Source organism: Streptomyces sp. PT12, from assembly GCF_003311645.1.
Lineage (GTDB): Bacteria > Actinomycetota > Actinomycetes > Streptomycetales > Streptomycetaceae > Streptomyces.
This window is the reverse complement of sequence record NZ_QEST01000235.1, coordinates 242,076-258,027: the sequence shown is the minus strand read 5'-3', so window position 1 is coordinate 258,027 and position 15,952 is coordinate 242,076. Positions and strand designations below refer to the sequence as shown.

The 15,952-nt window shown below is 73.8% G+C and carries 11 protein-coding genes and 1 pseudogene; 5 read left to right on the top strand and 7 right to left on the bottom strand.

Annotated elements, in window-relative coordinates; all coding sequences use genetic code 11:
- Nucleotides 1–43: 43 nt before the first annotated feature.
- The 4 genes from DEH69_RS25455 to DEH69_RS25440 all read right to left on the bottom strand — a co-directional run bounded on the left by DEH69_RS25455 (nt 44) and on the right by DEH69_RS25440 (nt 5,542).
- Entirely contained in the window at nt 44–2,101 is a 2,058-nt protein-coding gene (locus DEH69_RS25455) for a beta-galactosidase (protein WP_113689308.1), read from the bottom strand.
- A 126-nt stretch (nt 2,102–2,227) separates the two neighbouring features.
- A complete protein-coding gene (locus DEH69_RS25450; protein WP_113689307.1) occupies nt 2,228–3,565 on the bottom strand; it encodes a sugar ABC transporter substrate-binding protein in 1,338 nt (445 codons plus the stop codon).
- A 109-nt stretch (nt 3,566–3,674) separates the two neighbouring features.
- Nucleotides 3,675–4,610, bottom strand: coding sequence for a carbohydrate ABC transporter permease (locus tag DEH69_RS25445; protein WP_113689306.1), 936 nt, complete (start codon nt 4,608–4,610; stop codon nt 3,675–3,677).
- A 5-nt stretch (nt 4,611–4,615) separates the two neighbouring features.
- Nucleotides 4,616–5,542 (bottom strand): carbohydrate ABC transporter permease, encoded by a 927-nt coding sequence (locus DEH69_RS25440; protein ID WP_113689305.1) that lies wholly within the window; start codon nt 5,540–5,542, stop codon nt 4,616–4,618.
- A 234-nt stretch (nt 5,543–5,776) separates the two neighbouring features.
- On the opposite strand from DEH69_RS25440, the gene DEH69_RS25435 reads away from it, so the two are divergent.
- Nucleotides 5,777–6,769 (top strand): LacI family DNA-binding transcriptional regulator, encoded by a 993-nt coding sequence (locus tag DEH69_RS25435; protein WP_181727605.1) that lies wholly within the window; start codon nt 5,777–5,779, stop codon nt 6,767–6,769.
- A 195-nt stretch (nt 6,770–6,964) separates the two neighbouring features.
- On the opposite strand, the gene DEH69_RS25430 is transcribed toward DEH69_RS25435, so the two are convergent.
- Complete coding sequence (locus DEH69_RS25430) at nt 6,965–7,813, bottom strand: SAM-dependent methyltransferase (RefSeq protein WP_258534951.1); 849 nt, start codon at nt 7,811–7,813, stop codon at nt 6,965–6,967.
- A 296-nt stretch (nt 7,814–8,109) separates the two neighbouring features.
- Between DEH69_RS25430 and DEH69_RS25425 the strand changes: the two genes are divergently transcribed.
- Both DEH69_RS25425 and DEH69_RS25420 read left to right on the top strand, forming a co-directional pair.
- On the top strand, nt 8,110–10,263 hold the full coding sequence (locus DEH69_RS25425) for a hypothetical protein (protein ID WP_147255841.1): 2,154 nt from the start codon (nt 8,110–8,112) through the stop codon (nt 10,261–10,263).
- Entirely contained in the window at nt 10,260–11,282 is a 1,023-nt protein-coding gene (locus DEH69_RS25420; protein WP_113689302.1) for an RICIN domain-containing protein, read from the top strand. Before DEH69_RS25425 ends, DEH69_RS25420 begins: the two co-directional genes overlap by 4 nt.
- Nucleotides 11,283–11,363: 81 nt before the next feature.
- On the opposite strand, the gene DEH69_RS25415 is transcribed toward DEH69_RS25420, so the two are convergent.
- Nucleotides 11,364–12,641, bottom strand: coding sequence for a wax ester/triacylglycerol synthase domain-containing protein (locus DEH69_RS25415; RefSeq protein WP_113689301.1), 1,278 nt, complete (start codon nt 12,639–12,641; stop codon nt 11,364–11,366).
- A gap of 82 nt (nt 12,642–12,723) precedes the next feature.
- Between DEH69_RS25415 and DEH69_RS33125 the strand changes: the two are divergent.
- Nucleotides 12,724–13,410: pseudogene (locus DEH69_RS33125) on the top strand (SDR family NAD(P)-dependent oxidoreductase); the annotation flags it as partial.
- Between the two features lie 238 nt (nt 13,411–13,648).
- On the opposite strand, the gene DEH69_RS25405 reads toward DEH69_RS33125, so the two are convergent.
- Nucleotides 13,649–14,917, bottom strand: coding sequence for an aminotransferase class I/II-fold pyridoxal phosphate-dependent enzyme (locus tag DEH69_RS25405; RefSeq protein ID WP_258534950.1), 1,269 nt, complete (start codon nt 14,915–14,917; stop codon nt 13,649–13,651).
- 623 nt (nt 14,918–15,540) lie between these two features.
- Between DEH69_RS25405 and DEH69_RS25400 the strand changes: the two genes are divergently transcribed.
- The gene (locus DEH69_RS25400; protein WP_309302904.1) at nt 15,541–15,951 is read left to right on the top strand and encodes a metalloregulator ArsR/SmtB family transcription factor; all 411 of its coding nucleotides are present in this window, start codon (nt 15,541–15,543) and stop codon (nt 15,949–15,951) included.
- Nucleotide 15,952 lies beyond the last annotated feature (1 nt).

Here is a 15,952-nt window from a genome sequence, read left to right as displayed (position 1 = left end):
GAGAACGGGTCGGATGCGGCCCCTCAGGGCCCCTCAGGGCCGCTCAGGGGGCCTGGCGCCGCAGCACGGCGACGCCACGCGGGGGAAGGACGCGCCGCGGGGCGCCGGGGTCGCGGGGCGCGCCGCCGATCACCTCCCCCGCGATGCCGGTCAGCGGGACCGGCTCCTCGGTGCGGTTCACGAGGAACCAGAACGCGTTCGCGCCGTCGGTGCGAACGGTCAGCTCGACGCGGCCCGCCGCGGACTCGGGCAGCTCGCGCTCGATGCCAGCGGCGGCGAGCAACCGGCCGAGCGGGCCGCGGAGTTGCTCGGGCCCCAGCCGGGTGGAGAGATAGGAGGCCGATCCTGGCCCCGCCGCGCGGCGGGTGAGGGCGGCGCGGCCCTCGGCGGGTCCCGCGGTGTAGCGGGCCAGGGTCTCGGTGGCGGGGTCGGTGACGGTGATCAGGTCGGTCCACAGGGTGCCGCTGGTGCCGTCGTCGAGCGCGGCGGACTCGTCGTCGAGGAGCGGCGCGAACTCCTCGATGCGGATGCCGAGGAGGTCGCGCAGCGGCCCCGGGTAGCCGCCGAGCCAGGCGTGGTCGTTCTCGTCGACGATCCCGGAGAAGTAGGTCGTCACCAGGTGGCCGCCGCCCTCGACGTAGCGGGTCAGCTCCTTGGCGAGGGACTGCGGGACCATGTGCAGGACGGGGGCGACGACCATGCGGTAGGCGTCGAGCGGGGTGCCGGTGGGCACGACGTCGGCCCGCACCCCGAGGGCGAGGAACGCCGAGTACCAGTCGAGGGCTTCCTGGCGGTAGCGCAGCCTCGACGTCGGGTGGGAGTCGAGCTCGCTGGCCCACCAGGACTCCCAGTCGAAGAGGATCGCGGCGGGCGCGGGGTCGCGTACGGTCCCCGCGGCGGGGGCCAGGTCGCGCAGGGTGGCGCCGAGGTCGGTGACGGCGCGGAAGACGTCGCTTTCGGGCCCGGCGTGCGGGACCATCGCGGAGTGGTACTTCTCGGCGCCCGCCGCGGACTGGCGCCACTGGAAGAAGCAGACGGCGTCGGCGCCGTGGGCGACGTGCAGGAGGGAGTCGCGGGCCAGCTCGCCCGGCCGCTTGGCGACGTTGACGGGCTGCCAGTTGACGGCGCTCGTGGAGTGCTCCATCAGGAACCATGGGCGGCCACCGGCGATGTTGCCGGTGAGGTTGGCGGAGAACGACATCTCGTCGAGGCTCTGCGGGCCCGGCAGGGCGTAGTGGTCGTTGGAGACGAAGTCGACCTCGGCGGCCCAGTCGGCGTAGTGCATGCCCTTGGTCTCGCCCATCACCATGAAGTTGGTGGTCACGGGCACATCCGGGGTGATCCGGCGCAGGATGTCGCGCTCGGCGCGCAGATGGTCCTTCAGGGCGTCGGACGAGAAGCGCATGAAGTCGAGCTGCTGGGTGGGGTTGGGGTGCGAGGCGGCGAGGCGGGGCGGGAGGATCTGGTCGAAGTCGCTGTAGCGCTGGGACCAGAACGCCGTTCCCCAGGCGTCGTTGAGCGCGTCGATCGAGCCGTGGCGGGTGCGCAGCCAGGCGCGGAACGCGCGGGCGGCGTCGTCGGAGTAGTCGTGGACGTTGTGGCAGCCGAGCTCGTTGTTGATGTGCCAGGCGACCAGGGCGGGGTGCGTGGCGTAGCGCTCGGCGAGGGCGGTGACCAGGCGGAGGGCGTGCTCGCGGAAGACCGGCGAGGTGGGCCGCCAGTGCTGGCGGGCGCCGGGCCAGATGGTCTCGCCCGTCGCGGTGACAGGCAGGATCTCGGGGTGCGCCGCGGTGAGCCAGGGCGGCGGGGATGCGGTGGCGGTGGCCAGGTCGACGGCGATACCGCCCTGGTGCAGCAGGTCCATGATCTCGTCGAGCCAGTCGAAGTCCCAGGCGTCCTGGGCCGGTTGGATGCGGGCCCAGGAGAAGATGGCGAGGGAGACGACGGTGACGCCCGCCTCGCGCATGAGGCGGATGTCCTCGGGCCAGACGTCGCGCGGCCACTGTTCCGGGTTGTAGTCGGCGCCGTAGTGGAAGCCGGGGGCGGCGGTGCCTTCGGCGGGGAGCGGGCGCGGCCAGCGGTGGCTCGGGGCGCGGGACATGCGGTCTCTCCTTGGTGATGCGAGGGCAGCGCGGCCGTCCGGGCGACCGGTGGCCGGTCGCCCGGACGTGGAACGGGGACGCGGGGACGCGGGGCGCGCGGGGCGCGGGGCGCGCGGGGTGCTGGGTCAGCCGCCGACGGTGAAGCCCTGCTCCTCGCCGTAGGCGAGGGACTCCTCCTGCCAGGCGGCGAGCCCGTCGGTGAGGGTGGTGCCGGAGACATACGCCTGGCCGACGGTGTCGTTGAAGATGGAGTTGGCGTAGACCTGGTAGGGCAGATACGACCAGTCGGGGAGGACGGCGGCCGCGGACTCGGCGAAGATCTCGTTGGCCTTCTGGCCGCCGAAGTAGGCGAACTCGGCGTTGAGGAACTCCTCCGACGAGAGGTCAGCGGTGGTCGCGGGGAACGCGCCGCCCTCGATGCGGGTGGCCGCGCCGTCCCCCGCGGTGGCGTACTCGACGAAGGCGTAGGCGAGTTCCTTGTTGGCCGCGGCGGAGGGGACGGCGAGGGAGCTGCCGCCGTTCTCCGCGCTGGCCTGGCCGCCCGCCTCCCACTGGGGCAGCGGGGCGACGCGCCATGAGCCCGAGCCCTCGGCCACGCCCGACTCCAGGTTGGCGGGCATCCAGGCGCCCATGATCAGGCTGGCGATGGTGCCGTCGGCCAGGCCCTGGTACCACTCGTCGCTCCAGCCCGTGATCGGCGCGAGAAGGTCCTCGTCGAGCAGCTGCTGCCAGGTCTCGGCGAAACGGGCGGACCCCTCGTCGCCGAAGTCGATGCCGACGTCGGTGCCGTCGACGGTGTAGGGGTGGCCGCCCGCCTGCCAGATCATGCTCGTGGTGAAGCCCGCGTCGCCGGTGTCGGAGCCGAGGTAGACATCGGGGTCGGCGGCGTGCAGGGCCCTGGCGGCCTCGACGTAGTCGTCCCAGGTCTCGGGGACCTCGATGCCGTGCTCGTCGAAGATGTCCTGGTTGTAGAAGAGGGCCATCGGGCCCGAGTCCATCGGCAGGCCGTGGATGCCTCCGCCCGAGCCGACCGCGTTCCACGGGCCCGGCGTGAACGTGCCGTCGAGGTCGTCGGCGCCGTAGGGCGCGAGGTCGGTGAGGGAGTCGGCGATGGAGAACTGGCTCAGCGCGTAGTACTCGATCTGCGCGACGTCGGGCACGCCCGAGCCCGCGGATATGGCGTTCTGGAGGGCGGTGTACTGGTCGGTGTTGGTGCCCGCGTTGACCAGCTCGACGTCCACCTCGGGGTGGGCGGCCTCGAAGTCGGCGACGACCGCGTCGAGCGTGGGCTCCCAGGCCCACACGGTGATCTGCCCGCCCTCGTCGAGGGCCGCCCGCACGGCCTCGGGCGAGGCGTCCCCTCCCCCGCCGTCCCCGTCGTCGGATCCGCAGGCGGTCAGCCCGAGGGACAGGGCCAGGGCCGTGGCGGCGACGCGCGCCAGTGGGCGTCTGATGGTGCTCATGGTGGTCAACTCACTTCGTGGTCGGGGTGGTCGGGGTGGTCGGGGCACGTGGGGGCGGTTCCGGGTCGGGTGCCGGTCGGTTGCCGTCGGGTGCCGGTCGGGGGAGGGGTCACTCCTTGACGCTCCCCGCGGCCAGGCCGGACTGCCAGTAGCGCTGGAGGAGGAGAAAGGCGGCGATCAGCGGCACGATCGTCAGCAGCGAGCCGGTGATCACCAGGTGGAAGACGGGCTCGCCGCCCGCGGTGGACGCCTGGGCGTTCCACGCGTTGAGCCCGAGCGTGAGCGGGTACCAGTCGGGGTCCTTGATCATGATCAGCGGCAGGAAGTAGTTGTTCCACGTGGCGACCATGGTGAAGAGGGAGACCGTGACGATCCCGGGCGAGAGCAGCGGCAGGCAGATGGTGAAGAACGTCCTCAGCTCGCCCGAGCCGTCGATGCGGGCGGCCTCGAGCAGCTCGTCGGGGATCGCGTCGGAGGCGAAGACCCACATCAGGTAGAGGCCGAACGGCGAGATGAGGGACGGCACGATCACCGCCCACGGGGTGTTCGTCAGGCCCATCTCGCTGAACATCAGGAACGTTGGCACGGCGAGCGCGGTGCCGGGGACGGCGACCGCGCCGATGACGACGGCGAACACCGCGCGCTTGCCGGGGAACGCGAACTTGGCGAGCCCGTAGCCGCCGAGCACGGCGAGCAGGGTGGCGCCGCCCGCGCCGATGACGACATAGAGCAGGGTGTTGAGCAGCCAGCGACCGAAGACGCCGTCGTCGTAGGTGAACGTGTCGGCGATATTCGAGAAGAGCGCGAAGTCGCCGTCGAACCAGAGGCCGAACGAGTCGAGCAGCCCCGACTGCGTCTTGGTCGCGTTGACGAACAGCCACACCAGCGGGACCAGCGTGTAGACGAGGACGAGCCCGGTGACCAGGGTGAGGCCGACGCTGCGGCGGGGGCGGCGGCCCGGGCTCGCGGCGGGGCGGGGGCCGCGGACGCGCGGCCCGCCGCCGCGGGGGCGCGGCGCGGAGACGGTCGGGGCGGGAGCGCTCATGCCGCTCACGCATCCTTTCGTATGCCGCGCAGCTGCACGACGTAGGCGACGATCATGGTCAGCAGGCCCATGACGATGGCGACGGTGGCGGCGTAGTTCTGCTGCTGGCCCGCGAAGGACAGCGAGTAGGTGAGCAGGTTGGGCGTGTAGTCGCTCGAGATGGCGTTGGGCGCCAGGCTCTGGAGGATGCTGGGCTCGTTGAACAGTTGGAAGGTGCCGATGATCGAGAAGATCGTGGCGATCACCAGCGCGCCCCGGATCGCGGGCAGCTTGATCGCGGTGATCACCCGCCACTGCCCGGCGCCGTCGATCTCCGCGGCCTCATAGAGCGAGTGGGGGACGACGCGCAGCGCAGAGTAGAAGATCAGCATGTTGTAGCCGACGAACTCCCAGGTCACGATGTTGCCGATGGCGGCGAGGATCAGATCGGGGGAGAGCGGGTCGGGCAGGTCCGTGCCCAGGGCGTCGTTGATGTTGCCGACCAGCCCGAAGCGCGTGCCGTACATGAAGCCCCACATCAGGGTCGCGACCACGGCGGGGACGGCGTAGGGGAGGAAGATCGCGATCCGGAAGAAGTTCCGGCCGTAGAGCCGACCACTATCCAGGGCAAGGGCCACCAGGAGGGCAATGAAGAGCATGATCGGCACCTGAACGGCCAGGAAGAGACTGACCCTGCTTAGGGACGACCAGAACCGGTCGTCCGACAGCGCCTCGCGGTAGTTGTCCAGGCCGACGAACGCGTTGCCGCCGATGAGCTGGTCGCGGAAGAGCGACAGAAAGACCGAGTAGGCGAGCGGCGCGAGGAACACCAGGGCGAACACGGCCATGAACGGGCCGATAAACATCCACCCCGTCCAGCGGCGCCATCGGCGCGGCCCGGCCTGAGCGAGGGCGAGGCGGCCCGCTCGCGCGGGCGGTGAGGGCGTCGTCATGCGGAGTCCCGTTCGTCTGCTGTTCGACAGGCGCCGTGTTTGCGTGAACATCGACCACCGACGACGGTGCCCCAGTGAGGATGTTTACGCAAACATCGGCGACGCGAGATGTTTACACTGCTGGCTGAAGGGCGTCAAGACTCCTGGAGGCGGACGAACGTGGCAGAGCCGGTGGACATCGACGACGGCGGCCCCCTCCGCTCCCCCGTGGCGAGGCGGACGCGCCGGGTCTCGATGGCGGACGTGGCACGGCTCGCCGGGGTCTCGTCGCAGACCGTCTCCCGCGTCTCCAACGGGCACCCCGGCGTGGTCGAGTCCACTAGGCTCCAGGTGCTCGCGGCCATGAAGGAGTTGGGCTACCGCCCCAACTCGGCCGCCCGCGCGCTCAAGAGCGGCGAGTTCCGCACGCTTGGCATCATCCTGTTCACGCTGTCCACCACGGGCAACATGCGCACCCTCGAGGCCATCGCCACCTCGGCCGCGCAGCAGGGCTACGCGATCACGCTGATGCCGGTGGCCGAGCCGACGCAGGACGAGGTGCGGGGCGCGTTCACGCGGCTCGGTGAGCTCGCGGTCGACGCGTTCATCGTGATCATGGAGGTGCACCTGCTGGACGCGGTGGAGGTCTCCCTGCCGCCCGGGATGCAGATCGTGGTGGCCGACTCCGACGCGGGCGACCGTTACAGCGTCGTCGACACCGACCAGGCGGGCGGCGCGCGGGACGCCGTTCGGCACCTGCTCGACCTGGGGCATCACACGGTGTGGCACCTGGCGGGGCCGCCCGAGTCGTTCGCGTCCCAGCGGCGCGCGGACGCGTGGGCGGCCACCCTGCGGGAGGCGGGGCGGCCGGTGCCGCCGCCGCTGCGCGGCGACTGGTCGGCGGAGTCGGGCTACCGCGCCGGGCTGCGGCTCGCCGCCGAGCCCGACTGCACGGCGGTGTTCGCGGCCAACGACCAGATGGCGCTCGGGCTGTTGCGCGCGCTGCACGAGAAGGGGCGCTCAACTCCCGCCGATGTCAGCGTCGTCGGCTTCGACGACATCCCGGAGGCCGCCTCGTTCCCGCCGCCGCTCACCACCGTGCACCAGGACTTCGCCCAGGTCGGGCGCCTGCTGGTGGAGGGCGTGCTGCGCCAGCTGCGCACCGAAGCGCCGGAGCGGGGCACGACGCTTGTGCCTACCCGGCTGGTGGTGCGGGCCAGCACCGGCCCGCCGCCCGTGCGGCGGTAGGGCGGGTGGCGCGAGCGAGCCCGCTGAACGACGCGCGCCCCGTCCCAGGACCGGCCCGCCGCCCCGGCTCAACGTGCGTGCGGAGAACGGCGAGAGCGGCGGCCGGGGCGGTCCCGAAGGGGGCGCGCCACCCCGGCAGGCGGCAAACGGGAGGACGTCCGGCTCGTAGCCGCCCCGGCCAGGCCAGCGCAGCGGCTACGGCTTGCGCGCCACCGCCCCGTACATGGCGATGTCCGAGTCCGCGATGTGCGCGATCTCGGCCGGGTCGCGGCGCCACTTGTGCATCTGGACCACGCCGGGCTCCTCCAACTCAAGGCCGTCGAAGAAGCGTTCGGCCTCGGCCTTGGTGCGCCACTTCAGCGGCTCGCCGTGGTCGGCGTAGTTCTTGGCGACCTTGGCCAGCACCTCGGGCGCGAAGTCGTCGGTGGCGACCGTGAGGGCCACCCAGCTGCCCGAGGGCAGCACGTCGACCAGGCGCCTGACCACGCGGAGCGCCTCCTCCTCGTCGAGGATGAAGTGGACCACCGAGATCAACGTGAGGGCGATGGGCTGGGTGAGGTCGAGGGTATCGAGCAGCTCCCGGGAGTTGATGATCTTCTCCGGGTCCCGCATGTCCGCGTCGAGGTAGCTCGTCTTCCCCTCGCGGGTGCCCTTCATCAGCGCACGGGCGTGGGCGAGCACGATGGGGTCGTTGTCGCAGTAGACGACCCGCGTCTCGGGGGCTATCTCCTGCACGACCTCGTGGAGGTTGGGCGAGGTGGGGATGCCGGTGCCGATGTCGAGGAACTGGCGCATGCCCTTCTCGGCGGCGAGGTACCGCGCCGACCTGTGCATGAACGTCCGTCCCTCGCGCATGTGCGTCGAGAGCGCGGGCCACGCCCTCAGCGACGCGTCGCCCACCTCACGGTCGACGTCGTAGTTGTCCTTGCCGCCGAGGATGTAGTCGTAGACCCGCGCGCCATGGGCCTGATGGGTACGCAGGCGGGCGGGCGCCGTGTCGCTGCGCACGTCCTGGGATACAGCTTCGTCGTTCGCCTCGGCCACGGTCTCTCCCGCTGTGCTGGGTCGTACTGGTGCGTCAACATGCTAGATCCACTTGACCGTTGCGTATGCACTGTCGACGCCGGATTGTTGCATAGGGCACCCACATGAGGAGGGGCGAGTCATGCCTCGCCGCGACGCCCCGGTCACCGGCCGTTCCCCGCCCCGGAGTTGAGGGGCCGTGGTGGCCATCCGCTACGCTTCGGGCTTCCCGGACTGCCGGAGTCCCCCACGCGCCCTGTCACCGGCTCGCGTCCGCGCGCGGGGGCCGGTTCCAGCCCCAGCATCGGAGTACATCTGTGAGTCGTCGGACCACCGCCCGCCCGAGCCCGGTCGGCCAGGCGCGCGGGCGCGGCGCGTCCCCACCCGAGCGCCCCGTTCCCCCGCCGCCCTCGCTGCTCACCGAGGAGCGCGACGGCCTTGTGCTGCTGCACACCCCGGGCGACGACACGTTCGGCGCGGCCGATGTCGCCGACCTGGCCGGGACGCCGGGCGACGGGGCGGTCACCGTGCTCGTGTCGCCGCGCGCCACCGCGGCCGACGGGCTGTGGGGCCACCTCGGCGCGGTGCTCGACTCGCTCGGCGAACGGGGCGTGCACGCCGTGTGGTTGGCCATGTCCGACACGGGCGCCGACCCGCCCGATGGTCCGCCGGTCGCGCGCCGGATCGCCGACGCGTGGCGGATCGAGGTCACCGCGCCCGTGGGTGACCTGCTCGCCGTCCCGGGTGGGGCGCTGTTCTCGTGCGGTGAACGGGCGGGCTGGCGGCGTTTCGCCCCCGGCGCCGAGCCGGTCGAGCTCGGACCTCGCCTGCCGGTGCCGCCGTGGGGCGAGGCGTTGAACGCGGTGCCCGCGGCCGCGCCTGGCGGCAGCCTGGTCGAGCATCTGCCAGCGGGGCTGCTGATCAGGGCCGCGGAGTCCGAGGCCGTGCGCCCCGTGAGCCTGAGCCTGTCCCTGCCGGTCGACCCCGCGGGTCCCGCCCTGGTGGTGGGCGTGCCGGGCGGCGATGAGGTGCCGGTGGAGGACGTGCTCGCGGTGTTCGGCGCGCTGCCCGACGAGATCGCCCCCGCCGTGCGGCTCGTCCCGGGTGGGCAGCGGGACGTACTCGCCGTCGGGCAGGCGGTCGCCGACGCGCGCGGCCACGAGGTCGTGGTGCTCAGCGGCGTTCCGTTGCTGCGGCCGGGGCGCGACGGGGCGGTGGCGGCCCCGCTGGGCGCGGACGGGCTGCCGCGGTGGCAGCCGTTCGTGGGCGCGGTCGCGTGCCACCCGGCGCCGAGGAAGTCCGACGCCCTGCCGCCGCGCCCGCTCGACCTGGCCTCGCCGTTCCCCGCCCGTGAGGTCGGCGAGCACGGCGACATCCCGCTGTCAGAGCGCTGGATCGCCAGCGTCACAAGGGCGGGGCTGTGGGTCCGCACCGCCAAGGGCGCGCGGCCCCTGACGACGCTCGAGCCGATCGACCCCGAGGGGCCAGCGATCGAGGTGGGCAGGCCGGGGCAGAAGCTCGACGCGTCGGTGTGGCCGCTGCTCGGCCAGCTCCTGGGCGAGCTGCCGCGGGACGTCCGCCGCCGCGCGGCCCTGCTGGTGCACGGGACCCCGCGGAGCGGCGAGACGGAGCCGCGGCGCCTGGCCACCGAACACGGCCTGCGGTCACTGCACTTCGGCGCGAAGGGCCGCAGGGCGGCGGTCGGCGTGGCCCGCACCGCGCCCGCCGCTGCCGGGGGCGGGGCCGCCGCCGCGCCGGGGGGCAAGGCGGAGCGGGCGGCGTTCCGGGCGTTCGCCGATGGGGCGTGGCGGCGGCACCGTGCCGCGGTCGAGCCCGTGCTCGCCGGGATGCAGGCGCTCACCGGCGAGGAGCGGGAGGCGGCGCGCGCCGAGCTGATCGCGCTGCGGCTCTATCTGCACGCGGCGGACGAGCCGTTCGACCATGCGACGCTCGCGGGCGCGCTGCGCTCGGGGGCGGGCGACAAGGCGCTGCGGGCGTATGCCGCGTGCGTGGCCAGGGGGCTCGAACGGCTGCCCGCGCACCAGGGGCTCGTCCTGCGCGCCGGGGCGGCGGGGGCCGCGCTCGCGCCCGGGGCCACGGTGGCCGACGCCGCGCCGGTGAGCGGCCTCGTGGCCCACGATGAGCCCGCGCCAGGCGGGGACCGCCTCGCCCTGTGGTCCGTCTCGGGCCGGAGCGTGGCGCCGCTGCTCAAGGGCGGGGGCGCCGAGGTGGTGTTCGCTCCGCGAACGGCCTTCCGCGTGCTCGAGGTTCGCGACCTGGACGGCACGACCCTGACCCTCGCGCGCGAGGAGGGTGAGGGGGGCGAGGGGGCCGACGCGACCGACGACGCCGTGCTGGCCCGCCTCGACGCGGCGATCGGACGACTGCCGGGCGCGGCGCCGGACGTGGCGTGGCCCGCGCGCTGCACGGGGCCGCTGGCCCCCGCCGTCGACGAAACGGAGACCCGATGACCCAGCAGGACAACGGCATACCCGGGCCGCTCGATGTGCGCCGGGCCGTCACGCTTCCGCCCGCCGACCTCAGCGCGGCGAGGGCGGCGCTCGTTCCCGGTGGCGCGGCGGCCGACGCCGCGGCGACCGCGGCGGTGCCGGTCGTCGCCGCGCCCGAGCCGGAGGCCGATGCCGATGCCGATGCCAAGGCCGCGGAGGGTGGCGGGCGGCGTCGGATGGGGCTGTTGGTCGCCGCGGCGATCGCGGGGGTGGCGCTGCTGAGCGGCCCGCTGCTGTTCATCGGCGGCGACGACGAGGAGGCCAGGGCCTCGGGCGCGAGCCCGCGCCCGACGGCCGATGCGGCCCCGTCCGACGAGGAAACGGCGGACGAGAGCGAGGCGTCGGCCGAGCCGACCCCCATCGAGAGCGAGGAGCCCGTCGAGGAGCAGCCGGTCGAGCCGTCCGCGCCACCGGAGACCGAGACCCCGCCCGAGACCCCCGCGGAAACGGAGCCCGAGGCCCCGGCCGATGACTCGGACGAGCGCTGGCCCGACGCGCCTGGCGGGGGTGACTGGGGGCGCCCCGGCGACCGGTCGCCCGACGGCGGAGACCTCTCCGACTCCTCGGCGGTCGTGCTCTACCACGTGGGGACGGGGCGCTGCGCCGGGTCAGGGGGGAACGGGGGGCCCGCGCTCGTCGAGTGTGGCGGCTCGTCGTTCGGCGCCATGCTCTGGGACCTGACGGTGCGCCAGCGCGACGCGGGCCCAGGCGGCGCCGAGTTGTTCACGCTCGCGGGCACGGGCGGCGGGCCCTGCGTCGAGCCCGCGGGCGGCCAGGTCGGGGCGGGGCCCTGCCACGCGTCGGGCGGCCAGCTGTGGTGGCTGGACGAGCAGGGCGGTGGCGGCAGCCGGATCCGCACCAGCGGTGGCGACCAGTGCCTGGGCGGCGCGGGCGACCGGCTGACGGTCGAGCCATGCGGATCGGGGAACGACCTGTGGGCCCTCGCGGGCCTGGGCGGTGGCGGCGGCGGCCGCCGCTGAGCAACGCACCTGCCCCGGCGGCCGGGGCGCGGGCGGCCGGGGCGTGGGAGTCGCGGCGTGGGAGTCGCGGCGTGGGGTGGGTCAAGAGCCCTGCGGGGCCCGCTCGTTCCTTGACCGTGCCCGGTCGGTGTTCTTGCGGCTCGCGGCGCCCCTGGCCAGCGCGGCGAGCTGTCCGCCGAACGCGTCCGCGAGAAGGCGCGCGTGGGGCGCCTCGGTGTGGGTGGCCACGGTGAGGGTGGCGGTCCTCGCGTACTGCACGATGGCGAACCCCGTGGTGGCGGGGGCGGGCAGGGGCGGCATCGCCACCAGGCGCCGCAGCGTCGCGCTGCCCAGCGTCCTGGGGACGGGCTCGACGGCGAGGACCATGCAGTCGACGGGCGTGTAGGCGGGGGCCGTGCCCCGGTGGGCCACCCGGCGCAGGGCCCAGGAGCCGAGCAGCGCCGAGGCGTTGAGCAGGTGGGCGGCCACGTCCCAGCGGGGGGCGGTCAGGGAGTGGTCGACCAGGCCGTGGCACGCGGCCAGGCGCGCGCCTGGCGCGCCGGGGGCCGTGGGCAGCGGGACGCGGGTTGCGGTGACCATGTTGCCGAGGCGGTGGGCCGTGGCGCGGGTGCGCAGATCCATCGAGACCAGGGCGTGCACGGGCGCGTCGGCGCCGGGGAAGACCTCGGCCACCGCTCCCCCGACGGCGGCCAGGACCATGTCGTAGAACGAGACGCGCCCCTGGGCCGTGCGGCGGGCGGCGAGGATGTCGCGGAACGGGATCTCGGCGCACGCGACGGCCGGGCACGGCGGCGTTCCCGAGGGCTCCCACAGCGCGTGGCCCGGGCGTGCGAGGCCGATGGCGCGGTCGGCCGCGGCGCGGAGGCCGGTGCGCCCGGCGTGGACGTCGGGGGCGGGGGCGTTCGGGGGGCCGTCGAGGAAGTGGTTGAGCAGGATGTCGAGCGAGCGGCCGTCGAGGAGGGCGTGCTGGGCAGCGAGGATCAGGGCGAACCCGTCGTCGCCGCAGGGCGCGGACAGGACGCGCCACGGTGGCCTGCCGGGTGGCAGGGGGCGGGTCATCAGGGGCAGGAACGCGTCGGCGATGTCGTCGATCGGGCCCGTCTCGACGACGTGCTCCGCGGCGTCGAAGCCGGGGCGCGGCTCCCACGTGTGGCGGCGCAGCGCGCGGGGCGGCCCGGGCTCGGTGAGCACGAGGCCGAGCCGTGGCAGGGCGCCCCACCGTTCGGAGATCCTGCGGCGCAGGACCGCGAGGTCCGGGCGCGGGCCCGAGAAGAGCGCCGCGGCGCCGATGGTCTCGGGGGTGCCGCGGTGGCCGAGCAGGAGTTCGTCGACGGCCGAAAGCCGTGTGCGCGCGGTCATGGTGCCTCGCTCGAATTCATGGCGGGGATGGTAACGGGCGGGCGCGCCTTTCCTCGGCTCTTCGCCCGGCCATTCCCTGGCGGTGCGCCCTGGCCTGTCCAAGAGGCGGGCGCGCGGCGGGCGTGCGATAAAGGGCTTTCCGCGTTACCCCTCAGGAAAGGCCGATGGTGTGGCTCTGCGTCAGCGATCGTGGCTCCGTCCCGGTGAACACGCCATTGTCACGGGGGGTTCGAGCGGCATCGGTCTGGCCACCGCGGCGGCCCTCGCGGAGCGGGGCGCGGTCGTCTCGCTGCTCGCCAGGGGGCCCGAACGCCTCGACGCGGCCGCGGCGGGGCTGCGGCGCCGCGGGGCCGTCGCGGTCCACACGGCCGTGGCGGATGTGACCGACAGGGCGCGGGTGACCCGTGCGATCGAGGGTCTGGTGCGCGTGGCGGGCCCGTGTGCCGTGCTGGTCACCTCGGCGGGGCAGTCGCGGCCTGGGCGCTTTCTCGCGCTGCCTGACGAGGCGTTCACCGAGCTGGTCGAGGTGGACTACCTCGGTACGCTGTGGCCGATCCGCGCGGTGGTGCCGCAGATGGTGGCGCGGGGGCGTGGCACGGTGGTGACGATCTCGTCGGTGGCCGGGCTGATCGGGGTCCCCGGGTACAGCGCGTACGCGGCGGCGAAGTTCGCGGTGCGGGGCCTGTCGGAGGTGCTGCGCGGGGAGCTGGCGCCGCACCGGGTGCGGGTGGCGTGTGCGTTCCCGCCGGACGTGGACACCCCGCAGCTGGCGGCCGAGCGGCCCTCGCGCCCGGTCGAGACGGACGCGGTCAGCGGCACGATCGCGCCGCTGCGGCCCGAGGTGGTGGCCGCGCGGATCCTGGCGGGGGTGGACCGGGGGCGGCCCGTGATCTGCGTGGACCGGATCGGCGGGCTGCTCGCGCGGTTCGGGGGCGTGCTCGCGCCCCTGCTGCGGCGCTTTGTCGACCACAGGGTCGGCCGCGCGCGCCGCGGGGAGGCGTCGGGGGTCAGGGGTTCTCGGCGGGGAGCGGCGCGGCGGCGTGGCGGCGCGGGCGGACCAGGTCGACCGGCTCGTAGTCCTCGGGTGCGCCGCGGGGAACGAGGCCCAGCTGGCGGCCCACGGCGGCGAACGCGTCGAGAATCCGTGTGATCTGCTCGTCGGTGTGGGTGGCCTGGGCGGTGACGCGGATGAGGGAGCGGTGGGAGGGCACGCCGGGCGGGATCACCGCGTTGGTGTAGACGCCGTGGTCGAGCAGTTCCTGCCACGTGCGCAGGCACAGCAGCTCGTCGCCGATGTGCACGGGGACCACGGGGGTGACCGAGGGGCTTGTGGTGTAGCCGAGGGCGCGCAGCCCGTTGTGAAGCCGCTCGGCGTGGTTGAACACCCGCTGTCTGCGGTCGGGTTCGGTCTCGATGACGGTGAGGGCGGCGAGCGCCGCGGCGGCCGATGCGGGGGACATGGCGGCCGTGAAGACGAAGGGCCGCGCGGTGTAGCGCAGGAATCTGACGAGGTGCTCGGGGCCCGCGACGAAGCCGCCGAGTGAGCCGAAGCACTTGGACAGGGTGCCGGTCTGGAGGTCGACGGCGTCCATGAGGCCGAAGTGCTCGGCGACGCCGCGCCCGTGCTCGCCCAGGAGCCCGATGTCGTGGGCGCCGTCCACGATCAGGCGGGCGCCGTAGCGCCCGGCCAGCGTGCCGAGCCCGGGCAGCGGGCACACGTCGCCCTCCATGGAGAACAGGCCGTCGGTGACGATGAGCTTGGCGGTGTCGGGGCCCGCGGCGCTCAGCAGCCGCTCCAGGTGGTCGAGGTCGCGGTGGCGGTAACGGCGGCGCGCGGCGGGGCTGAGGCGGACGGCGTCGACGAGCGAGGCGTGGTTGGACATGTCGCTGAAGACGGTGTCGCCGCGTTCGAGGAGGGCCGTGAGCATGAGGTTGGCCTGGAAGCCCGTCGTGGTGACGAGGGCCGCGGGGCGTTCGAGGAAGACGGCGATGCGGTGTTCGAGCTCCTCGTGCAGGGCCATCGTGCCGTTGAGGCTGCGGGAGCCCGAGCAGCTGGCGCCGTAGCGGCGCACGGCCTCGGCGGCGGCCTCGGTCACGCGGGGGTCGCAGGAGAGGCCGAGGTAGTCGTTGCAGCCCGCCATGACACTCGGCCGCCCGTCGACGATGACCTCGCCGGGTCCATTCGGGGTCAGGGCGCGGAAATAGGGCCAGTCCGAGATCTCGCCCATGGCCTTTTCGAGGATGGGCGCGATTCTCTTGTCGAAAACATCTTCCATGTCTTTCGCGACACCTCTCATTCTCGGACGGCGGCACTTCCACACCGGGCGGCCGGGGAGGGGACGGCCGCGCGACGTAAGGCTACACAAGGAATGTCGTCGCGCACGTCGATGAGAATGCCGAGAAATGTCCGCTGGCTCGTGGTCTCCTTTTCTCCCGAATGGCGGGCAGGCGTGTGTCCTGTGGCGTGCCCGCCATTCGGGGCCCAGGCTGGGCTGGGCTGGCGCACGGATTCGGGGAGCACGGCCGCCGCGTCGGGACAGGTGGTGTGCGCGCCCCTGTCCTCGTCCACGGGGCGGAGAACGTGCCGTTGACGGCGAGGAAGCGGTCGAGGGCCGCGGTCGTGAACTGGCGGAAGGCGACGCCGAGTTCGGCGGCCGCCGCGGCTGTCTATCGTCGGGCGGTCGCGTCGTGGACGACCGGCCCAACCCCCGGCGCGCAACAGGGCGTTGGAGATGACCGGCGACGGCCGGTCGGCCGACCGCGCGGGCGCTCGCGGCGCATGGCGTGGACCCGGGGCCGCCACGCCTCTGACCTGCGACATCGCGCCGCTGATCGGCATTGACAACGGTCACCAGTGCAGCCTTTGACGGGAGCGCCGCACGGGCCCCACCATGCACATGTGAAGAGGCATTCGGATGAGCCGATATCCGCCGACGCGTGCTCCGTCCGCGTGGTCGACGGCGACCGCGTGGACCTTGTGCGGTCCCGGATGCCGGTGGAGAACGAACTCGCCGACACCGCCGAGGTGTTCGGGCTGATGGCTGACCCCGGGCGGCTGCGGCTGCTGATCGCGCTGCGCGAGGGCGAGCTGTGCGTGTGCGACCTGGCGGCCGTGAGCGGCCTCAGCGAGTCCGCCACGTCCCACGCGCTGCGCCTGCTGCGCGCCCACCGCGTGGTCGCCGCGCGCCGCTCGGGCCGCATGGCCTACTACCGGCTCGACGACGCCCACGTCCGGATGCTCCTCGACCTGGCCGTCGCCCACACCGAACACACCGAAGCCATCCACCCCGAGCGCACGGGAGACCGCTGAC